At 71.6% G+C, this 16,531-nt stretch carries 17 protein-coding genes and 2 pseudogenes; 11 read left to right on the top strand and 8 right to left on the bottom strand.

Annotated features, from left to right (window positions below):
* Positions 1-138: 138 nt before the first annotated feature.
* The 6 genes from AC07BS_RS22210 to AC07BS_RS22185 all read left to right on the top strand — a co-directional run bounded on the left by AC07BS_RS22210 (position 139) and on the right by AC07BS_RS22185 (position 6,268).
* Positions 139-1,236, top strand: coding sequence for a mechanosensitive ion channel family protein (locus AC07BS_RS22210; protein ID WP_478647853.1), 1,098 nt, complete (start codon positions 139-141; stop codon positions 1,234-1,236).
* 97 nt (positions 1,237-1,333) lie between these two features.
* The gene (locus AC07BS_RS22205) at positions 1,334-2,350 is read left to right on the top strand and encodes a YdcF family protein (protein WP_478648049.1); all 1,017 of its coding nucleotides are present in this window, start codon (positions 1,334-1,336) and stop codon (positions 2,348-2,350) included.
* 172 nt (positions 2,351-2,522) lie between these two features.
* Entirely contained in the window at positions 2,523-3,284 is a 762-nt protein-coding gene (locus AC07BS_RS22200) for a polysaccharide deacetylase family protein (RefSeq protein ID WP_478647852.1), read from the top strand.
* Positions 3,285-3,404: 120 nt separating this feature from the next.
* Positions 3,405-3,614: a ferredoxin gene (locus tag AC07BS_RS22195; protein ID WP_478933990.1), complete on the top strand. Its 210-nt coding sequence runs from the start codon at positions 3,405-3,407 to the stop codon at positions 3,612-3,614.
* Positions 3,604-4,968 (top strand): NAD(P)/FAD-dependent oxidoreductase, encoded by a 1,365-nt coding sequence (locus AC07BS_RS22190; protein ID WP_478933988.1) that lies wholly within the window; start codon positions 3,604-3,606, stop codon positions 4,966-4,968. Before AC07BS_RS22195 ends, AC07BS_RS22190 begins: the two co-directional genes overlap by 11 nt.
* 82 nt (positions 4,969-5,050) lie before the next feature.
* Positions 5,051-6,268, top strand: a complete 1,218-nt coding sequence (locus AC07BS_RS22185) for a cytochrome P450 (protein ID WP_478647848.1) — start codon at positions 5,051-5,053, stop codon at positions 6,266-6,268.
* A gap of 69 nt (positions 6,269-6,337) precedes the next feature.
* On the opposite strand, the gene AC07BS_RS22180 is transcribed toward AC07BS_RS22185, so the two are convergent.
* Entirely contained in the window at positions 6,338-7,246 is a 909-nt protein-coding gene (locus tag AC07BS_RS22180; protein ID WP_478647847.1) for a universal stress protein, read from the bottom strand.
* Between the two features lie 156 nt (positions 7,247-7,402).
* Between AC07BS_RS22180 and AC07BS_RS22175 the strand changes: the two genes are divergently transcribed.
* Genes AC07BS_RS22175 through AC07BS_RS22165 form a run of 3 tightly spaced genes read left to right on the top strand, consistent with a single transcriptional unit; the run spans position 7,403 to position 10,142 of the window.
* Positions 7,403-8,050, top strand: a complete 648-nt coding sequence (locus tag AC07BS_RS22175; RefSeq protein WP_478933985.1) for a GNAT family N-acetyltransferase — start codon at positions 7,403-7,405, stop codon at positions 8,048-8,050.
* Positions 8,047-8,946, top strand: a complete 900-nt coding sequence (locus tag AC07BS_RS22170; RefSeq protein ID WP_478933983.1) for a PaaX family transcriptional regulator C-terminal domain-containing protein — start codon at positions 8,047-8,049, stop codon at positions 8,944-8,946. The genes AC07BS_RS22175 and AC07BS_RS22170 overlap by 4 nt, the downstream gene beginning before the upstream one ends.
* A 14-nt stretch (positions 8,947-8,960) precedes the next feature.
* Positions 8,961-10,142 (top strand): amidase, encoded by a 1,182-nt coding sequence (locus AC07BS_RS22165; RefSeq protein WP_478933981.1) that lies wholly within the window; start codon positions 8,961-8,963, stop codon positions 10,140-10,142.
* Here the strand turns inward: AC07BS_RS22165 and AC07BS_RS22160 are convergent.
* Together AC07BS_RS22160 and AC07BS_RS22155 are read right to left on the bottom strand one after the other, a co-directional pair.
* Positions 10,128-10,637, bottom strand: a complete 510-nt coding sequence (locus AC07BS_RS22160) for a hypothetical protein (RefSeq protein ID WP_478933979.1) — start codon at positions 10,635-10,637, stop codon at positions 10,128-10,130. The genes AC07BS_RS22165 and AC07BS_RS22160 overlap by 15 nt on opposite strands.
* Positions 10,638-10,890: 253 nt before the next feature.
* On the bottom strand, positions 10,891-11,361 hold the full coding sequence (locus AC07BS_RS22155) for a hypothetical protein (RefSeq protein WP_478647843.1): 471 nt from the start codon (positions 11,359-11,361) through the stop codon (positions 10,891-10,893).
* A 289-nt stretch (positions 11,362-11,650) separates the two neighbouring features.
* Here AC07BS_RS22155 and AC07BS_RS22150 point away from each other — a divergent pair, with 289 nt between their 5' ends.
* Both AC07BS_RS22150 and AC07BS_RS22145 read left to right on the top strand, forming a co-directional pair.
* Positions 11,651-12,199 carry a PH domain-containing protein gene (locus AC07BS_RS22150; protein ID WP_478647842.1) on the top strand — a complete coding sequence of 183 codons (549 nt, stop codon included), beginning with the start codon at positions 11,651-11,653 and terminating at the stop codon, positions 12,197-12,199.
* 53 nt (positions 12,200-12,252) lie between these two features.
* Positions 12,253-13,028, top strand: a pseudogene (locus tag AC07BS_RS22145) (IS5 family transposase).
* A 16-nt stretch (positions 13,029-13,044) separates the two neighbouring features.
* On the opposite strand, the gene AC07BS_RS22140 reads toward AC07BS_RS22145, so the two are convergent.
* The 5 genes and pseudogenes from AC07BS_RS22140 to AC07BS_RS22120 form a co-directional block, all read right to left on the bottom strand.
* A complete protein-coding gene (locus AC07BS_RS22140) occupies positions 13,045-13,599 on the bottom strand; it encodes an MlaC/ttg2D family ABC transporter substrate-binding protein (RefSeq protein ID WP_478933976.1) in 555 nt (184 codons plus the stop codon).
* Between the two features lie 347 nt (positions 13,600-13,946).
* Positions 13,947-14,250 (bottom strand): annotated as a pseudogene (locus tag AC07BS_RS22135) (hypothetical protein); the annotation flags it as partial.
* Between the two features lie 216 nt (positions 14,251-14,466).
* Positions 14,467-14,997: an NUDIX hydrolase gene (locus AC07BS_RS22130; protein ID WP_478934055.1), complete on the bottom strand. Its 531-nt coding sequence runs from the start codon at positions 14,995-14,997 to the stop codon at positions 14,467-14,469.
* A 19-nt stretch (positions 14,998-15,016) separates the two neighbouring features.
* The gene (locus tag AC07BS_RS22125; RefSeq protein WP_478933974.1) at positions 15,017-15,706 is read right to left on the bottom strand and encodes a lysophospholipid acyltransferase family protein; all 690 of its coding nucleotides are present in this window, start codon (positions 15,704-15,706) and stop codon (positions 15,017-15,019) included.
* Positions 15,707-15,781: 75 nt separating this feature from the next.
* Complete coding sequence (locus AC07BS_RS22120) at positions 15,782-16,342, bottom strand: HAD family acid phosphatase (RefSeq protein ID WP_478933972.1); 561 nt, start codon at positions 16,340-16,342, stop codon at positions 15,782-15,784.
* Positions 16,343-16,531: the final 189 nt, after the last annotated feature.

Genomic DNA, 16,531 nt, shown 5'->3' with positions numbered 1-16,531 from the left:
GTGCAGGATGTCTGACGCGCCGTCGCCTCCCTGGCCCGGCGCGATCGTGATCTCAGGGACAGGCGGGTACAAGGTGACGAAACGTTACTCCGGGTGGAGCGGGACCGGGAACGGGGCCGAGGCCGGGAGGGGACGCCGGTGAACCGGACGCCGAACCTGCACGACGCCGTCGTGGCGGGCATCTGGGTGGTCGCGGGCCTGATCGCGGCCCTCGTCCTGCGGGTGATCCTGCGCTGGCTCGCCGAGCGGGCCCTGCGGACCAAGTGGCAGGGCGACGACATCATCGTCGACTGCCTGCGCACGATCGTCCCCTGGTCCGCGGTGGCGGGCGGCCTGGGCGCGGCGGCCGCGGCCCTTCCCCTGAACCGTTCGGTCGGACACATCGTCAGCGAGATCCTGACGACGTCCATCATCGTGGCCGTGACGCTCACCGCGGCCCGTGTGATCGGCGGCCTGGTGCGGACCGTGGCGCAGTCCCGGTCCGGAGTGGCCGGATCGGCCACGATCTTCGTCAACATCACCCGCATCGTGGTCATGGCGATGGGCTTCCTCGTCACCCTCCAGACCCTCGGGATATCCATCGCCCCGCTGCTCACCGCCCTCGGCGTGGGTGGTCTCGCGATCGCCCTCGCCCTGAAGGACACGCTGGCCAACCTGTTCGCGGGTGTGCACATCCTCGTCTCCAAGACGGTCCAGCCCGGCGACTACATCCGGCTCAGCAGCGGTGAGGAGGGCTATGTCGTCGACGTCAACTGGCGCAACACCGTGGTGGAGCAGCTCAACAACAACCGGGTCATCATCCCGAACGCCAAGCTCGCCGGCACCAACATGACCAACTTCACCCGGCCCGAGCAGAAGCTGTCCGTCACCGTGCAGGTGGGCGTGGCCTACGACAGCGATCTGGAGCGGGTCGAGCGGGTCACCGTCGAGGTGGCCGAGGACGTGATGAAGGACGTCCCCGGTGCCGTGCCCGACCACGAGCCGGCCGTCCGCTTCCACACCTTCGGCGACTCCCGGATCGGCTTCACGGTGATCCTCGGCGTCGGCGAGTTCAGCGACAAGTGGCGCATCAAGCACGAGTTCATCAAGCGCCTGCACCGCCGCTACCTGGACGAGGGCATCCGCATCCCCGCGCCGGAGCGGACCGTCTCCCTGCGACAGGGGTCGGAGGGATTGATTCCGAATCCGCGGACGTCGCCGGACGCCGTGCGGCAGGCCACGTCCGCCGGCGCATAGGCAGCGGCGGCCGCGTCGATCGGCCCGAAGTCCCCCGGCGGGTCCCGGCATTCCGGGGCCCGCCGGACACATCGTCACACCACGTACGATGGCAGGTGTGCTCGCCTACGCCCCCGCGGCCCTGTTCCTCGTCCTCTTCTGCCTCGGTGTACTGCGTGACCGCAGGCGCTTCAGCAACGCCGTCCACCTCGGACTGACCTGCCTGTTCCTGCTGTTCGGGCTGGTCTATGCCGCCGGGGTCAGGGGCGACCGCGGCGACCACGCGCTGGAATGGCTCGTGGCCGCGATCCTCCTGATCCCGTTCCTCGGCGCCTTCGTCCTGCCGGTGCTCCTGCTCTCCAACGGCGTCAAGATGATCCGCAAGGAGGGGCGGCGTCCGGCGAACCTGCTCTCCTTCCTCGCCGGTCTCGCCGTCTTCGGCCTCATGGGGCTGACCCTGGCGGCCGCCGGCACCCGCTCCCGCGGGCTGATCATCGCCACCGGCACCACCCTGATGATCGCCGCCTATGTGTCGTTCCTCTTCTTCTGCTTCATCGGCTACGCCTTCGTTTACCACTGGCTGCGGCCCCGGCGCGACGTCGACTTCGTGGTGGTCCTCGGCTCCGGGCTGATCGGCGGGGACCGGGTGCCGCCGCTGCTCGCCAGCCGGCTGGAGCGCGGGCGCCGGATCTACGAGCGGCAGGCGGCGCGCGGCAAGCCCCCGCTCGTCATCACCTCCGGCGGCCAGGGCCCGGACGAGCGGGTGCCGGAGTCGCACGCCATGGCCGACTACCTCACCGAGCGGGGCATACCCGAGGAGCACGTCCGGCGCGAGGACCGATCCCGCACCACGGAGGAGAACCTCGTCCTCAGCCACGCCGTCATGGCCGAGGTCCACGGGTCCGGCTACCGCTGCGTGATCGTCACCAACAACTTCCACGCCTTCCGGGCCGCCCTGACGGCCCGGAAGGTCGGGGTCGACGGCCACGTGGTGGGCTCGCCGACCGCAGCCTACTTCTGGCCGAGCGCGACGATCCGCGAGTTCGTGGCCGTCTTCCTCGACCACAAACTGGTCAACCTCACGATCTGCGGCTCGCTCGCGCTCCTCGGCGCGCTGGCCTTCGTCCGGGGCTGACCCGGCCGGCCGACGCCGGACGGGTCGGTTCCAGGGCCGGACGGATCGGTTCCTCCACAGGCGCGAACCGGTCATCCCTCCGCCCCCGCGGCACTCCGTGCCCGCTGGCGGCCGTGCGTGCGCCCCGGGATCATCTGATGCGTCAACAGGCCGCACGGGAGGAGCCCGCCGGATGTCCGGATCGCCGCGCCGACCGCCCGCCGGGCGGGGCTCGCCGCCGAGGGCCCTGCCCGCCCTCGTCCTCGGTCTCGCCCTCGCCCTGCTGCTGTGCGCGCTGCCGGCGGCCGCCGGTGAGCGGGGCTCGTACGGCCGGATCGCGTACGACCGGCAGCGGTGCGGCAACCGGACGAACCGGGTGCTGCTCACCTTCGACGACTGGCCCTACGACCACGTCGAACGCGTCACCCGGACCGGCGCCTACCTGCGCGACCAGGGCATCCGGGCGGCGTTCTTCCTCATCAACCAGTACGCGGAGCGGTACCCGCACGTCGCCCGGGAGCTGCGGCGGCAGGGGCACTGGGTCGGCAACCACAGCTACTCCCACCCGCACCTGCCGGCCCTGCCGGAGGACGCCGCCCGGCGGGAGATCCGCGACGGCGTCCGCAGCACCCTCTTCCGCCCGCCCTACGGGGACTTCGGGCCGCGGGAGGCGCGCCTCGCCCAGGACCTGGGGTACCGCGTGTGCACCTGGACGGTGGACACCCGCGACTGGGAGGAGCGCGCCGGGAGCTTCCCGGACGTGGCCACGCTGCGCGCCCGGGTACGGGCCGCGCCGGCGGAGGACCTGCGCGGCGGCGTGATCCTGGGGCACCTGTTCACCCGTTTCCCGGACGCCGTGCCCGGCATCGTCGAGGACCTGCGGCGGGCCGGCCACCGGTTCTGCCGCGACACCGGCCCCACCACCGAGGACATCCCCGACCCGCTCCCCTGCTGACGGCTCCCACGCCCCCGTACCGCACACCACGCCGACGGAGCAGCGTCCCGGGCGCGGCCCCACCACGGGTGGTAGGAACAGAGGTGGATCACTGGGGCCCGTACGTGAGGAGCCGGCCGGATGCGGATCGTGGTGGACCTCAACCGGTGCCAGGGCTACGCGCAGTGCGTCTTCCTCGCGCCCCAGGTGTTCGAGCTGCACGGCGAGGAGGCCCTGCTGTACACGCCGGCCGTCCCCGAGGGACAGACCGAGCGGGTGCGGCAGGCTGCCGTCGCCTGTCCGGTGCAGGCCATCCTCGTCGGCGAGGAGGCGGGCAGCGGTGCGCGGTGAGACGCGGGACGGGCGGATCGTCGTCGTCGGCGCGTCGCTGGCCGGGCTGCGCGCGGCCGAGACGCTCCGTGAGGAGGGCTTCGAGGGCGAGCTCACCCTCGTAGGGGACGAGCCCCACCGCCCCTACGACCGGCCACCGCTGTCCAAGACGGTACTGCTGGGGCGGGCCGGCGCCGGGGACTGCGGGCTGCCCGCCCGCCGCGAGCTGGACGCGCGCTGGCGGCTCGGCGTGCGCGCCGCCGGCCTGGACCCGGCCGGCAAGCGGGTGCTCCTCTCCGACGGCGGGGAACTCCCCTTCGACCGGCTGCTCATCGCCACCGGGACCCGCGCCCGACCCTGGCCGGTGCCCGAGGAGGCCGCGCTGGACGGGGTGTTCACGCTGCGCACGCTCGACGACGCGGCGCGCCTCGCCGAGCGTCTCGACGCCGGGCCGCGGCGCGTGCTGGTGATCGGCGCCGGGTTCACCGGATCGGAGATCGCCTCGGCCTGCCGGGAGCGCGGGCTGGAGGTGACGGTCGCCGAGCGGGGCCGCGCCCCGCTGATCGGGGCGCTGGGCGGGACGATCGGCGAGTTCGCCACCCGGTTGCAGCGGGCGCACGGGGTCGACCTGCGCTGCGGGGTGACGGTCACCGCGCTCAAGGGCAGCGGCGGCCGGCTGACCGGCGCGGACTTCTCCGACGGCGGCAGCGTCGAGGCCGACGTGGCCGTGGTCGCGCTGGGCGCGGTCCGCAACACCGAGTGGCTGGCGGACTCCGGTCTCGCCGCGGGGCCCAAGGGCGTGGCGTGCGACGCGGGATGTCGGGTGTTCACCATGTACGGCATCGCCACGGACGACGTCTTCGTCGCCGGGGACGTCGCCCGTTTCCCCCACCCGCTCTACGAGTACCAGCTGATGTCCCTGGAGCACTGGGGCAACGCGGTCGCCCAGGCCGAGGTGGCCGCGTACAACATGGTCGCCCCCGGGCCGCTCCGCCGGCCGCACCTGGCGGTGCCGTCCTTCTGGTCCAGCCAGTTCGGCCTCAACATCAAGTCCGTGGGCGTGCCGACCTTCTCCGACCAGGTCGTCGTCGCCCAGGGCACGCCGGAGGAGCGGCGGCTGGTCGTGGTCTACGGCTACCGGGGGCGCGTGACCGCGGCGGTGACCGTCAACCGGGCCAAATGGCTGGACCACTACCGGCGCATGATCGAGACCGCGGCCCCGTTCCCACCCGGTCCTGGCGCCGCCGACCACGTCCCGGACGGCGAGCCCGTCCCCTCCGACGTGCCGGACCCGATGGTGCTGTCGCACGGCCCGACCGTCGCGCTCACCGGCCATCTGCCGGACCTCCGCCTGACGCTGCTGCGGCCGGGCTGAGTCCTCGCGCCGGCCCGGCCGCCCCCGCCGGCCGGCGCGACCGCCCCCCACCAGCCCTGGCACCGGCCCGAGGAGCCCCCGCATGTCCACGGACACGCTGTTCGACCGGATCACCGACTACGCCCATCGGGCCGACCCCTACCCGCTCTACGCCGAGCTCCGCGAGCACGGCGTGGCCCGGCAGCAGGACGGCGCCTACCTGGTGGGCACGTACCACGAGATCACCGCGCTGCTCCACGACCCGCGCGTCAGCTCGGACCTCCGCCACCGCGCCGAACCGGACCCCATGCTGGGCGCCCCGGACACAACGCCGTCCTTCATCGGCCTCGACGACCCCCGGCACGACCGGCTCCGCCGCCTGACGATGCGCCACTTCGGCCCGCCCCACTGCCCCGGCCGCGTCGACGCGCTGCGCGGCGACATCGCCCGCATCGCCGAGGAGCTCGCCGACGGCCTCCGCGGCCGGGACCGCGTCGACCTCGTCGACGACTTCGCCTTCCCGCTCCCCGTCACCGTGATCTGCCGACTGCTCGGCGTACCGGAGGAGGACGTGGGACGGGTGCACGAGTGGGCCGACACGGTCGTCGCCGGGCTCGACTTCGCCCCCGGGGAGGACCCGGCGCCCAGCCGGCGCAGGGCCCTGGAGGCGCGGGCGGAACTGGGCTCGTACCTGGGCGAACTGGCCGAGTGGCGCCGGGACCGGCCGACGGAGGACATGCTCTCCGCCCTCGCGAACCACCAGGGTCCGGACGGTCGGCTCACCGAGCAGGAGGTGATGGTCAACTCCGTGCTGCTGCTCATCGCCGGGCACGAGACCACCGTCAACCTCATCACCAACGGCATGCTCACCCTGCTCCGCCACCCGGAGGCGCTCGAACGTCTGCGCGCCGAGCCGGAAATGATGCCGCGGGCCGTCGAGGAGCTGCTGCGCTACGAGCCCCCGGTGCAGTTCCTGCCGCAGCGCACCCCGCTGACCGACATCGAGGTCGCGGGCGTCACGATCCCGAAGGGCGCCCCGCTGATCCTCGTGCTCGCCTCCGGCAGCCGCGACCCCCTGCGGTTCCCCGAGCCCGACCGCTTCGATCCGGACCGGCGGGACAACGAACACCTCGGCTTCGGGGGCGGCATCCACAACTGCTTCGGCGCGCCCCTGGCGCGGATCGAGACCACCGTCGCCCTGACCACGCTGCTGCGCCGGCTCGACGGCGTACGCCTGCTGGAGGACCCGCCCGAGTACCGGCGCAGCCCGGTGCTGCGCGGGCCGCGCCATCTGCACGTCGCGCTCACGGGCGGCGGGTGAGGCGGGCGGCCCCGTAGTGGCCGGTCCCATGGCTGCCGGTCCCATGGCTGCCGGTCCCGTGGCGGGGCCTCACTCGTGGGGGACGACGGCCACGGGGCAGGTCGCGTGGTAGAGGGCGGCGTTCGTCACCGGGCCCAGCCGGGTGGGGCGGTCCCTGCGCCGGCCGACGGCCAGGAGCGCCGCCCGCCGCGTGCCGCGCAGGACGGCCCGGGGGCCCACCTGCGCGCGCACGTCGTGGATCACCCGCACCTCCGGGTACCGCCCGGTCCAGGGGTGCAACGCCTCCCGCAGCTGGAGGCGGAGGCCATGGACGGGCCCGCCGACGGCGTCCGGGGACATCCCCCAGGAGACGAAGGCGGGCGCGGGCACGGGCCGGCCGTGGAGCGCCCGCAGCGGCACGCGCCGGGCGGCCGCCTCGGTGAAGGCGAACTCCAGCAGCCGGCGGTTCGGCCCCTCCAGCCCGAGACCGACCACCACCTCCTCCCGCCGGCCAGCCGCCGGCGGGGAATCCTCCTCCAGACCGTCCGGCACCAGCGCCACGGGCCGCTCGGCCCGCGCCACGACGGAGAGGCAGGCGGAGGGCGGCACGGGCCCCGGCGCCGCGCCGGGCCGGTGCTTGCGCAGCACGGTGAACTCGGAGCGCGCGGTCTCCCGCAGGAGCACCGCGACGGGATCCCCGTCCTCCTCGGCCACCTCCACGAGCAGCTCCGGCCAGCGCTCGCGCAGGGCGCCCAGGACGGCCTCGCCCGTGACCCCGTCCACCGCCGGCCCGCCGTCGTGCGCCCGCCCCAGGGTGCGCACCAGGCGCAGCGGGATCCCGCGCCGGCGGGCGTCGTCCGCGGCCCACCGGGCCAGGTCCACGCTCTCGGCGGAGCCGTCCAGGTGTGCGGTGACCACGGGACTCACGACGGCGGCCTCTCTGTGCGGTGCGGTGCCCTCGCGGGGCACGGACGACGTACGGGCATTGTCGGCCGCCACGATGCCGCCCGCGATCGGGTCCGGTCGAAAGGGTGGCGCTCATGCCGTCCCCTTCGTGGCCGGCTCAAAACTATCGTTTAAAAAACGCTCGTAGCGAGAATGAACGTACTAGGGTCGAACGCGCAAGGGGTGGCGGCCGAAAGGGAGAGGGGCAGGATGGCCATGGACATGCCGGACGTACGGCGGATGGTGCGGTGGGGCGTCCCGGAAGGGGCCGAGGCGCGCGTGGCCGCGCTGTACTGGGAGGCCTTCGGGCGGAAGCTCGGGCCGGCGCTCAACCCTCCCGAGAAGGCACGGGCGTTCCTCGCGGCCCACCTCCACCGGGACCGGGGGGTCACCGCGCTCGTGAACGGGCACGTGGTCGGCGTCGCGGGATACCGGCTCGGCGGGCGCGCGCTGACCGGTGGCGGCGCCAGGGACGTACTGTCCGCCTACGGTACCTTCCGGGGGCTGCCCCGGCTGGCGGTCCTCGCCCTCTTCGAACGGGCCCCCGCCGAGGGCGAACTCGTGATGGACGGCATCGCCGTCGACGCCGCCCACCGCGGCCGCGGCATCGGCGGCCTCCTCCTGCGCGAGGTCGCCGCCGTGGCCGCCGAGGGCGGCTGTCACCGGATCCGCCTGGACGTCATCGACGTCAACCCCCGCGCCCGGGCGTTGTACGAACGCCACGGCTTCACCGCCGTACGCACCGAACGCACGCCGTACCTGCGCGATCTGATGGGATTCGGAGCCGTGACCACGATGCACAGGCCGGTCACGGCGGCGGACGCGACGTCCGCCTCGCACCACGAGGAGACACGATGAACACCCCCGAGGACGCCGCGGCCGGGCGACCGGAGATCCCCACCCGGCTGCTGGTCCACGCGCTCGTCCGCGAGGACGGCACAGTGGACGCCGGCGAGCTGTACAGCGTCGCCGGCCTCCTCGGCATGACCGACCAGCAGGTGCGGCTGTGCGTCAAACGGCTGGTCGCCGAGGGCCGGTTCAGCCACGAGGGCCGGGGCCGGAAGGCCGTGCTCCGGGCGGTCGCCGATGTGACGGGCTCCATCGCGCCCGACGTGGAGTACGTGCACCACGCCTACCGCCAGGACTGCGGGCTCGCCCCCTGGGACGGCACCTGGCACCTGTTCGCCTTCGCCGTTCCCGAGTCCCGCAGGACCGCCCGCGACGCGCTCCGCGACACCCTCCTCCATCTCGGCGCGGCGCCCCTCCAGGGCGGGCTGTACGTCAGCGCCAACGCGATCGGGGACCTCGTCGAGGCCCGGGCCCGGCACCTCGGTGTCAACAGCTCACTCACCCGCCTCACCAGCACCGACCTGCGCGTCGGCGACGTCACGAACCCGCTCGCCCTGGCCGCCGCCCTGTGGCCCCTGGAGGAGATCGCCGCTCGCTACGAACGGCTGGCCGCCCACGCCGAATCGTGCCGGACGCGGCTGACCGCCGACCCGCGCCCGACGGACCCGGAGCGCATGATCATGGCCGTGGTGCTCGCGGCAGAGTTCAGCCGCGCGATGGAACCGGACCCTCTCCTACCGCCCGAACTCCTCCCGTCCCCCTGGCCGGGCGCGCGAGCCCGCGCCCTGACGGCCACCTGCTGGGCAGCGCTCCCCAAGGACACCCCCGACTCCACCCCGCACCGCCCGGCTCCTCGTTTGTTCCGCCTCTACGAAGAAGCCCTGGTCCCGCCCCGGGACCGCTGAATCGAAGGACCACCGTGCTCACCATCACCGACTACACGTCTCTTTCCGCCGTCCGGATCGCCGCGGCCGTTCAGGCCCGTGAGCTGTCGGCGCTGGAGGTCGCCGACGCGGCCCTGGCCTGTGTCGAGGAACGCGACGCGACCATACGGGCGTTCCGCGAGGTCCTGCCCGTCCTGGCGCGGGAGCGCGCCGCCGAGGTCGACGCGCGCGTTCGCCGGGGCGAGCGGCTTCCTCTGGCCGGCGTTCCGCTGGGCATCAAGGGCAGCGAAGGCCTGGAAGCGTTCCAGAGCGAACGTCTGACGGCGGCCGGTTGCGTGCCCGTCGGCCTGACCTCCGTGCCGCATCGTGGCAGTGGCTGGCAGACCTACGGCCATACGGAACGGGGGCCCACCACGAACCCTCTCGACCCGGATCGTTCTCCAGGTGGTTCCTCGGCGGGTTCGGCGGCTGCGGTGGCCGCCGGCATGGTGCCTCTCGCGACGGGGTCCGACGGTGCCGGATCGGTCCGTATCCCCGCCGCGTGGTGCGGCATCACGGGGCTCAAGCCCACCAACGGGGCGTTCCCCGCCCGCGATCGCGCCGGCCTCAACACCCCCGGCCCCCTCGCCCGCCACGCCCACGACGCCGCCGCCTACCTCCAGGCCCTCTCGGCTCATCAGGGAACCGCTCCGGGGCCGTCGTCGTGCACGGTGGCCTGGTCGGCGACGCTCGGTTTCGCCGACACCGCGCCCGACATCGCCACCACCGCGCGAGCCGCTCTCCAACGCCTCCTCGACACCGGTCCGCTCACCCTCACCGACACCGATGTACGCCTGAGCGACCCCGCCCCCGCGTGGACCGGCCTGCGCGGCGCGCGGCACGACCAGCCCTCGGACATCACCGCACTGATCAGCGACAACGACCGCCGCCTACGGGAACTGTTCGACCGGGTGGACATCCTGGCCACCCCGACCACGCCCCACCCGCCCCACGGCCACGACGGGCCGGGCCGGCGGATGAGCGTGGCCCTCACCTGGGCCTTCAACATCAGCGGACACCCCGCCATCACCATCCCCGCCGGCACCACCCCCACCGGCGAACCCGTCGGCCTCCAACTCATCACCCGACACGGCGGCGAGCGCCTCCTGCTCCACCTCGCCATGGAAGCGGAGGCAGAGGCGGCACGGCGCCGAGGGGGGCTCTCAGGCGTCCTGTGACACGCCGAGATCGTGGCGCATGGCGGTTCTCATGGCGCGGATCAAGTTCCATATGTCGTGCTGGGCTTGGGCGGCGGTCTCCATCGTCTCGCCGGGTGCGGGGGCGTCCCGTTCGAGACGCTTGATCAGGCCGTAAGCCGTGTTCAGGGCTTGATTGACGGCACCCGCGCGCATGAGTACGTCGTCGGGAGCGATCATCTGTGCCTCGGAGTACCGGTCGCGGTGAGCGCTCTTCGCCTCCTCGAGCACGGCCCTGTCGGAGTCCTCCACGCTACCCTCCCTCATGACATGCAGGTGCCGGTTGAGCGCCGTGGTGAACTGCCGGGCATCCCGGTTGAGCTCCACATAGCACGTGCGTCTGAGTAAGCGGTCCTCGCGGTCCTCCTCATGGGCACGAACGAGCTCTATCTCCCGGCGCTTCGCACGTGCGGAACCCCGCTGGGTGAGGAGCGACCCTCCGAGGGTTCCCGCGACACCTGCCAGCGCGATGATCACTGAACTGAGATCCACCCCAAGCACTCCATGAAATCCTCCGGCCCCATGCCCACTGCTCGCGGCCCGGACCGCCGAGTCTGCCCGCTCCCACCACACCACGGCTCGGCACCCCCCGGGTGATGGGCGGGGCACCGCTGGGGCGAACGGTATCGAGGGCGGACTCATCGTGGCGCTTCGAGCGGCAGACGCGCGACGGCCACCGCCGCAGGGCGGGCTGCCAAACGGTAATAGCGGCCAGCCCTGGGGGATCGCGTCAGGCCCTGCGGTAGCTGTCGGTGGGGCCGCCCCAACCGCCCTTGGGACCGTCGAAGTCGATCGCGAGCGCCGAGCCGTCCGGCTTCACCTTCAGGTGCCCCAGGCCGCGCCCGCCGTCCTTGCCGCCCTCGCAGGTCAGAGTGATGGTCGCAGATTCCTGCCCGTCCTTCTCGCCAGGCACGAACGTGCCCGCGCACGACAGCTTCGCGCCCTTGGCCGTGGCCTTGCCGTTGGCCACGGTCAGGGTGTCGAGCGTGTCGTCGTCGGGAGTCCCGATGGACTTCCACGAACCGGCGGCCCGCTCCATCAGCGTGCCCTTCGCCTTACCTGGCTCCGGCTTCTTCTCGGAGCCGGCGGAACTCGCTTTGACCTGCGGCGCTTCCTCGCCCTTACTACTGTCGTTGCCGCATCCGGCAATCGTCACGACGGCGACGAACGACGCGGCCGCTATCCGGGCTGCCTTGCGCACCAGGTCCTCTTCTCCTTGCCCAACATGAACACGTCAGCCTAGGACATTCCTTTCAACGACGAGGTGACCGGCATCAAGGCAACAGTCAGTGGTGCCTGACGGTCTGGCCTTCATGAGCCACGACCTTGCGGCTGGGAGGGGAGCGGCCTGGGGAACGCTGGTGTGCGCACCCGTCCGGCATCGTTGATGTCATCCGTGGATGTCAGAGGAATGGGTACTCTCTGCCGTTCCTCGTGTGCCGTTGCGTCGCGCTCGATACCATCCGACAAGATCGAGGAGGGGGAGGGTGATGGCGACGTTCAATGTGCGTCCGGACATCGACGCGGCCGCGTCAAAGCTGTCCAGCACCGTCGGGGCGAAGCGAGAGATCCAACGGCTTCCCGAGGTGTTGTGGGAGGGAGAGACCGTGGAGATGCTCGCCACGGGTGTTTACGGCAAGGGCAATGGCCTGTTGGCGATGACGAACCAGCGCCTGGTGTTCTTCTTTCACGGCCTGCTCGGACAGCAGGTGGAGGACTTCCCGTACAGCCGGATCAGCTCCGTGCAATGGTCAGGCGGCATGCTGATGGGCACGCTCACGGTGTTTGCCTCGGGCAACAAGGCGGAGATCAAGCAGGTATCGAAGGCCCAGGGGAAAGCACTTTCGGATCGTCTGCGCATGCGGATCGCTAATGGAGGTGCACCGAGCCTCGCGGCCTCCGCGGTACCGGCGCCCGCGCCTGCTCCCGCCGGTGACATCGCATCACGTCTCGCAACGTTGGACCAACTGCGCGCGGCCGGTGCGATCACGGATGCCGAGTACAGGGATCGACGGACAAAGATCCTCGACAGCCTCTAAGGCGTGTCTGACGGGTCAGTGACAAACAGAGGCGAGGTCTCGTTCCAGGGCATCTGGAGCGGGGTGATCTCAGCGACGCGGAGTGGGGCAGGCTGAAGTCACACTTGCCGGGGAACGTGGGGCGGGGCGGGCGTTGGAAGTGCCACCGCAAAGTGATCAACGGGATTCTGTTCCGGCTGCGGGCCGTCCAAGCCGATGCCGATACACAGGGGCGCATCGACTGGTCGATGGCGAAGCGTGGACTCGACGGTCTGACGGGCCCACCAGCATGCTGAGGACGCCCGCCGCAGGACCCCGAAGGTACCGGGCAGGCGAGCCCGGCCTGCCCACCACCGGGACGACGAAGGGATCGGCCGCCCCCGCGACGGGCTCACTACGAAGGTCCACTTGGTTGATGAAGGCGGCCTGCGGCCCTTGGCCCTGCTGATCACTCCAGGGCAGTGGGGCGACACACCTCAGATGATTCCGGTCCTGGATCGCATCCGCGTCCCCCGTCCCCATGGTGGGCACCCGCGCACCCGCCCGGACCACCTCAGCGGCGATCGCGCCTACAGCTCTCGGCGCAATCGCCGCTACCTGCGCCGTCGGCAGATCAATCACACCATCCCCGAGCCGAGGAACCAGCGGGCCAACCGCCTTCGGCGGGGCAGCCGAGGCGGCCGGCCCACCAGCTTCGACAAGGACCGATACATTCGCAGAAACGAAGTGGAACGACTGATCGGAAAGTTGAAGATCAACCGGGCTGTTGCCATGAGATTTCGACAAACGGGCCTATGCATTCCACGGCACCATGACCGTTGCTGCCATTCGCCTGTGGCTTCGCGCTTGACCCGCCAGACGAGTCTCTAGGATGCCTGGCCCTGCACAGCCAACTCATCGTTGCGCTCTGTAAGGAACTTGATCAGGCCGTCCACACCGCTTTGCTGGATCTTCTCGTTGAACTGCTGCTGGTACGTCTGGATGAACCACGCACCCGTCATGTTCAGGTCGTACACCCGCCAGCCCCCCGCCGTCTTGTACACACGGTAGTCGAGCTGTACCGGCAGGCCGTTCGTCAACGTCACTGTTTTCACCACGACGTCGGTGTCGTCTGGGGACGCACGGAACGGCGGGTATTGAATCGGCTCCGGCTCCGGCAGCTGTTGTGCAAGCGCGTCCGCGTACGTACGGACCAGCAGCCACGTGAGCTGCTTGACCAAGCTCGCTTGCTGCGCAGGTGTCGCCGTCCTCCAGTGGCGGCCCGTCGCGAGCTGTGTGGTGCGGCGGAAGTCGATGTGCGGGGCGAAGTACTTCTCCACGATCGCGCCGAGGCGGGCACTGTCACCTCGGCCAAGCGACTGTGCCCGGGCCTCGTCCAGTATCTGCGAGGGCACGGTCTTCACGAGCTCCTGCGGGTTCATGATCTCCCCTGGCATAGCGTGGGTACTATTCAGTCGCACCCTAGATGATCACGCATGGAGCTGGACCTATTCTGGCCATGCCGTGTCCCACGGCGCAGTTCACATCCGTCCGGGACGGCGACACCCCCGGAGTTGGTCCGATGGGGATGCACCGCGTGCTGCCGCAGGCTGGATCACTCCCACCCGCTACCGGGTCGAGCCCTATCGGTCACCTACCGGACCTGCCGCGGACGAAACCGAGCGCGCCGCCCTGCACCCGACCGGACCGGTCAATCGCCAGGTTGCACCCATCGACGCCACAACGGCCGTGCCTGTTACGCGCAAGCGCGCGGGCCTGGTCGCGCGCGCCCGCCAAGCTGTGCCGACCACGTCGCGCGCTCGCACGCCATGGCAATCAGCTCCGGATGTCCCAAGGCATGAGCGGCCGTGTGCGCGAACTTGCAGCACACCGCGTAGACGGCGAACGCCTCTTCCCGCTCGTGGCCGGTCGAGACCTCGGCGAGTGCACGTGCTTCACGGAAGAGGTCCGGCAGGCACCGCAGGATCGCCCTGAGACTTGCCCAGAGCAGCGGCAAGGTCAGCCTGCGGCATGCCCAGCCGAAGGCGGGCACGGCGTACGCGGCGGCCTATCTCCTCGGCTTCCTCCAGCATCAGCGCACCTCCCTGTCCGCTGTCGCGGGGACGTGCCGGCGGGACTCATGGGTTCGAGGGCAAGACATCATGGCTCCGTCCGTTCCGCGTTGTGCTCGTACGCCGAACGGTACCGATGCCAGGGCGCAGCAGGCACGTGACCAGAGCATCGACGCCACCTGCCGCCCTGCGACACGATCCTCGCACCCCGACCGCCAGGCCCTGAACAACGATCAACTACACCTTCAGGTCGAGCAGCAGGGCCATCAGGCCGACCAGGGTGGCGCTGCTGACGATCTCGCGGCGGGTGATCATGCCGGGGATGTCGGCCAGCGGGATCCACTCCAGGCGGTCCGATTCGTTGCGTTCCGTCGGTTCACCGATGCGGTGGGACCCCTCGGCGCGGAAGACGAAGTGCTGGGCGTCGGTGATGCCCGCCGCCGGCTGTGCGTAGATCAGCTCTCGCATCGTCTCCGGGCGCCAGCCGGTCTCCTCCTCCAGCTCCCGGGCGGCGGCGTCCACGGGGCTCTCGCCGTCCTCGACCAGCCCCATCGGCAGCTCCCACGCCCACGTGTCGGTGACGAAGCGGTGGCGCCACATCATCAGGACCCGCTGCCGCCCGTCGACGGCCGCCGTGACGGCCACGTCCCGCAACCGCACGACGTGGTAATCGGTACGGACACCGTCCGGCTGCTCCACATCCAGCGAACGCACCCGCACCCACGGCGTGTCATGAAGGCTGCTCTCACCATGAACCGTCCACCGCATGCCGTGGTTCTGCGGCATGTCAGCCTCTTCTCTCCGTACGTTGATCATTGGGTAGAGAGTAGACAACCGTGCCCAGGCAGCGGACGGCCGTTTCCCAGGCTCGGGTGACCGCCTGGTGGGCGTGGGTCGTGGTGGTGGGGGTGTCGCCGGAGAGGTGGGTGCGGGTGCCTACGTGGACGTGGAGGCGGGGGCGGCGGAGGGGGGCCGTCATCAGGCCCGCGAGCTGTTTGGCGGGGGTGCCGGAGGTCAGGCGGCGGGCGCCTGCCTGGCCCAGGGGGACGATCGGGGCGCCCGTCGCGCGGACCAGCCGGGAGAGTCCGCTGCGGAAGGGGCCCGGCGCCCGCTCCGCGGCGTCCCGGCGCCGGGGGAGGCCGCCCTCGCCGTAGATGAGGACGACCCGGCCGTCGGCGAGCGCGGCCGCGGCGTCGTCCAGGGCTCCGGCCGCCCGCCGGGTGCCCCGGTGCACGGGGATGTGTCCCTCGCGGTCCAGCAGCCGGCCGAGGACGGGGATCCGCCAGAGTCCGGCGGTGGCCATCACCACCGGCCGGACGTCCAGCCGGTGGAGGGCGGCGAGCACGATCGCCGGGTCGGCGAGCGACGTGTGGTTCGCCACGACGACGCTGCCCGGCGCGACGGCCGCGCCGGGGTCGGCCGTGACCGTGAGCCGTCCGAGGGCCGGGACGACGGCGGTCGCGAGGGTGCTGAGCATGCGGGAATCCTTGGTTCGACGGGACGCCCCCTCATCCTCCGCCCGCCGCCCGGCCCGGCGCCTGAGTATCCCTACTCAGGACAGCAGGCCGTCGTAGTCCGGGAGCTTGAAGGCCCTCTCGTAGTAGCCGCCCTCGAAGTCCGTCGAGCGGTTGCCGATGTTGGCCGTGATCGTGTAGCCGTCCTCGGTGAGCTCCTCGCGGCAGCGCTCCTTGCCCTCGCCCTTCTCCTCGCCGTGGTCGCGGGTGCAGATGGCGTCGACGGGGTAGCCGGCGGCCTTCAGGTCCTTCTTGGCGGACGACGACGAGGTGCGGGCGGTGACGAACACGACGGCCATGCCGTGGTCGTGGGCCCACCGGGCCACCTCCAGGACCGGCTTGTTCGCCCGGCCCGGGTGGTAGTAGGTCTCCAGCGCCGTGTTGTCGATGTCCAGGACGACGGCCGGCTTCCCGCCGGCCTTCTCCGCGTGGCCCCGCAGCCACGGGATCGCGGGGGCCACGGCCTTCTTCACGTCGGACTGCCAGGTCTGGTAGCTCGGCGCCGACCCCGCCGGGGCGGCCTGTGCCGGAACGGCCGGCAGCGCGAGGGCCGCCAGCGCGGCGAGAGCGGTCGTGCGCAGCGTCGTCCTGAGGGACATGGGGGGCGATCCTTCCGATGGGTGGCATGTGCCGGTCAGAAAGATCACCAGTACGGAAGGACGTCCGGGCGACGGGAAGGTGTCCCGGGCGTGAAGAGTCCGCACCGGGGGGGGGGGTGGGGGGGGGGGGGGGGGGGGAGGGGGGGGGGGGGTAAAGACGCTTCAAGCACAATAAAACCCCCTCCCCTC

The sequence above is a fragment of the Streptomyces sp. NPDC044063 genome (assembly GCF_056434285.1).
The sequence above is the reverse complement of the archived record's forward strand: the minus strand, read 5'-3'. Positions and strand labels throughout refer to the sequence as shown.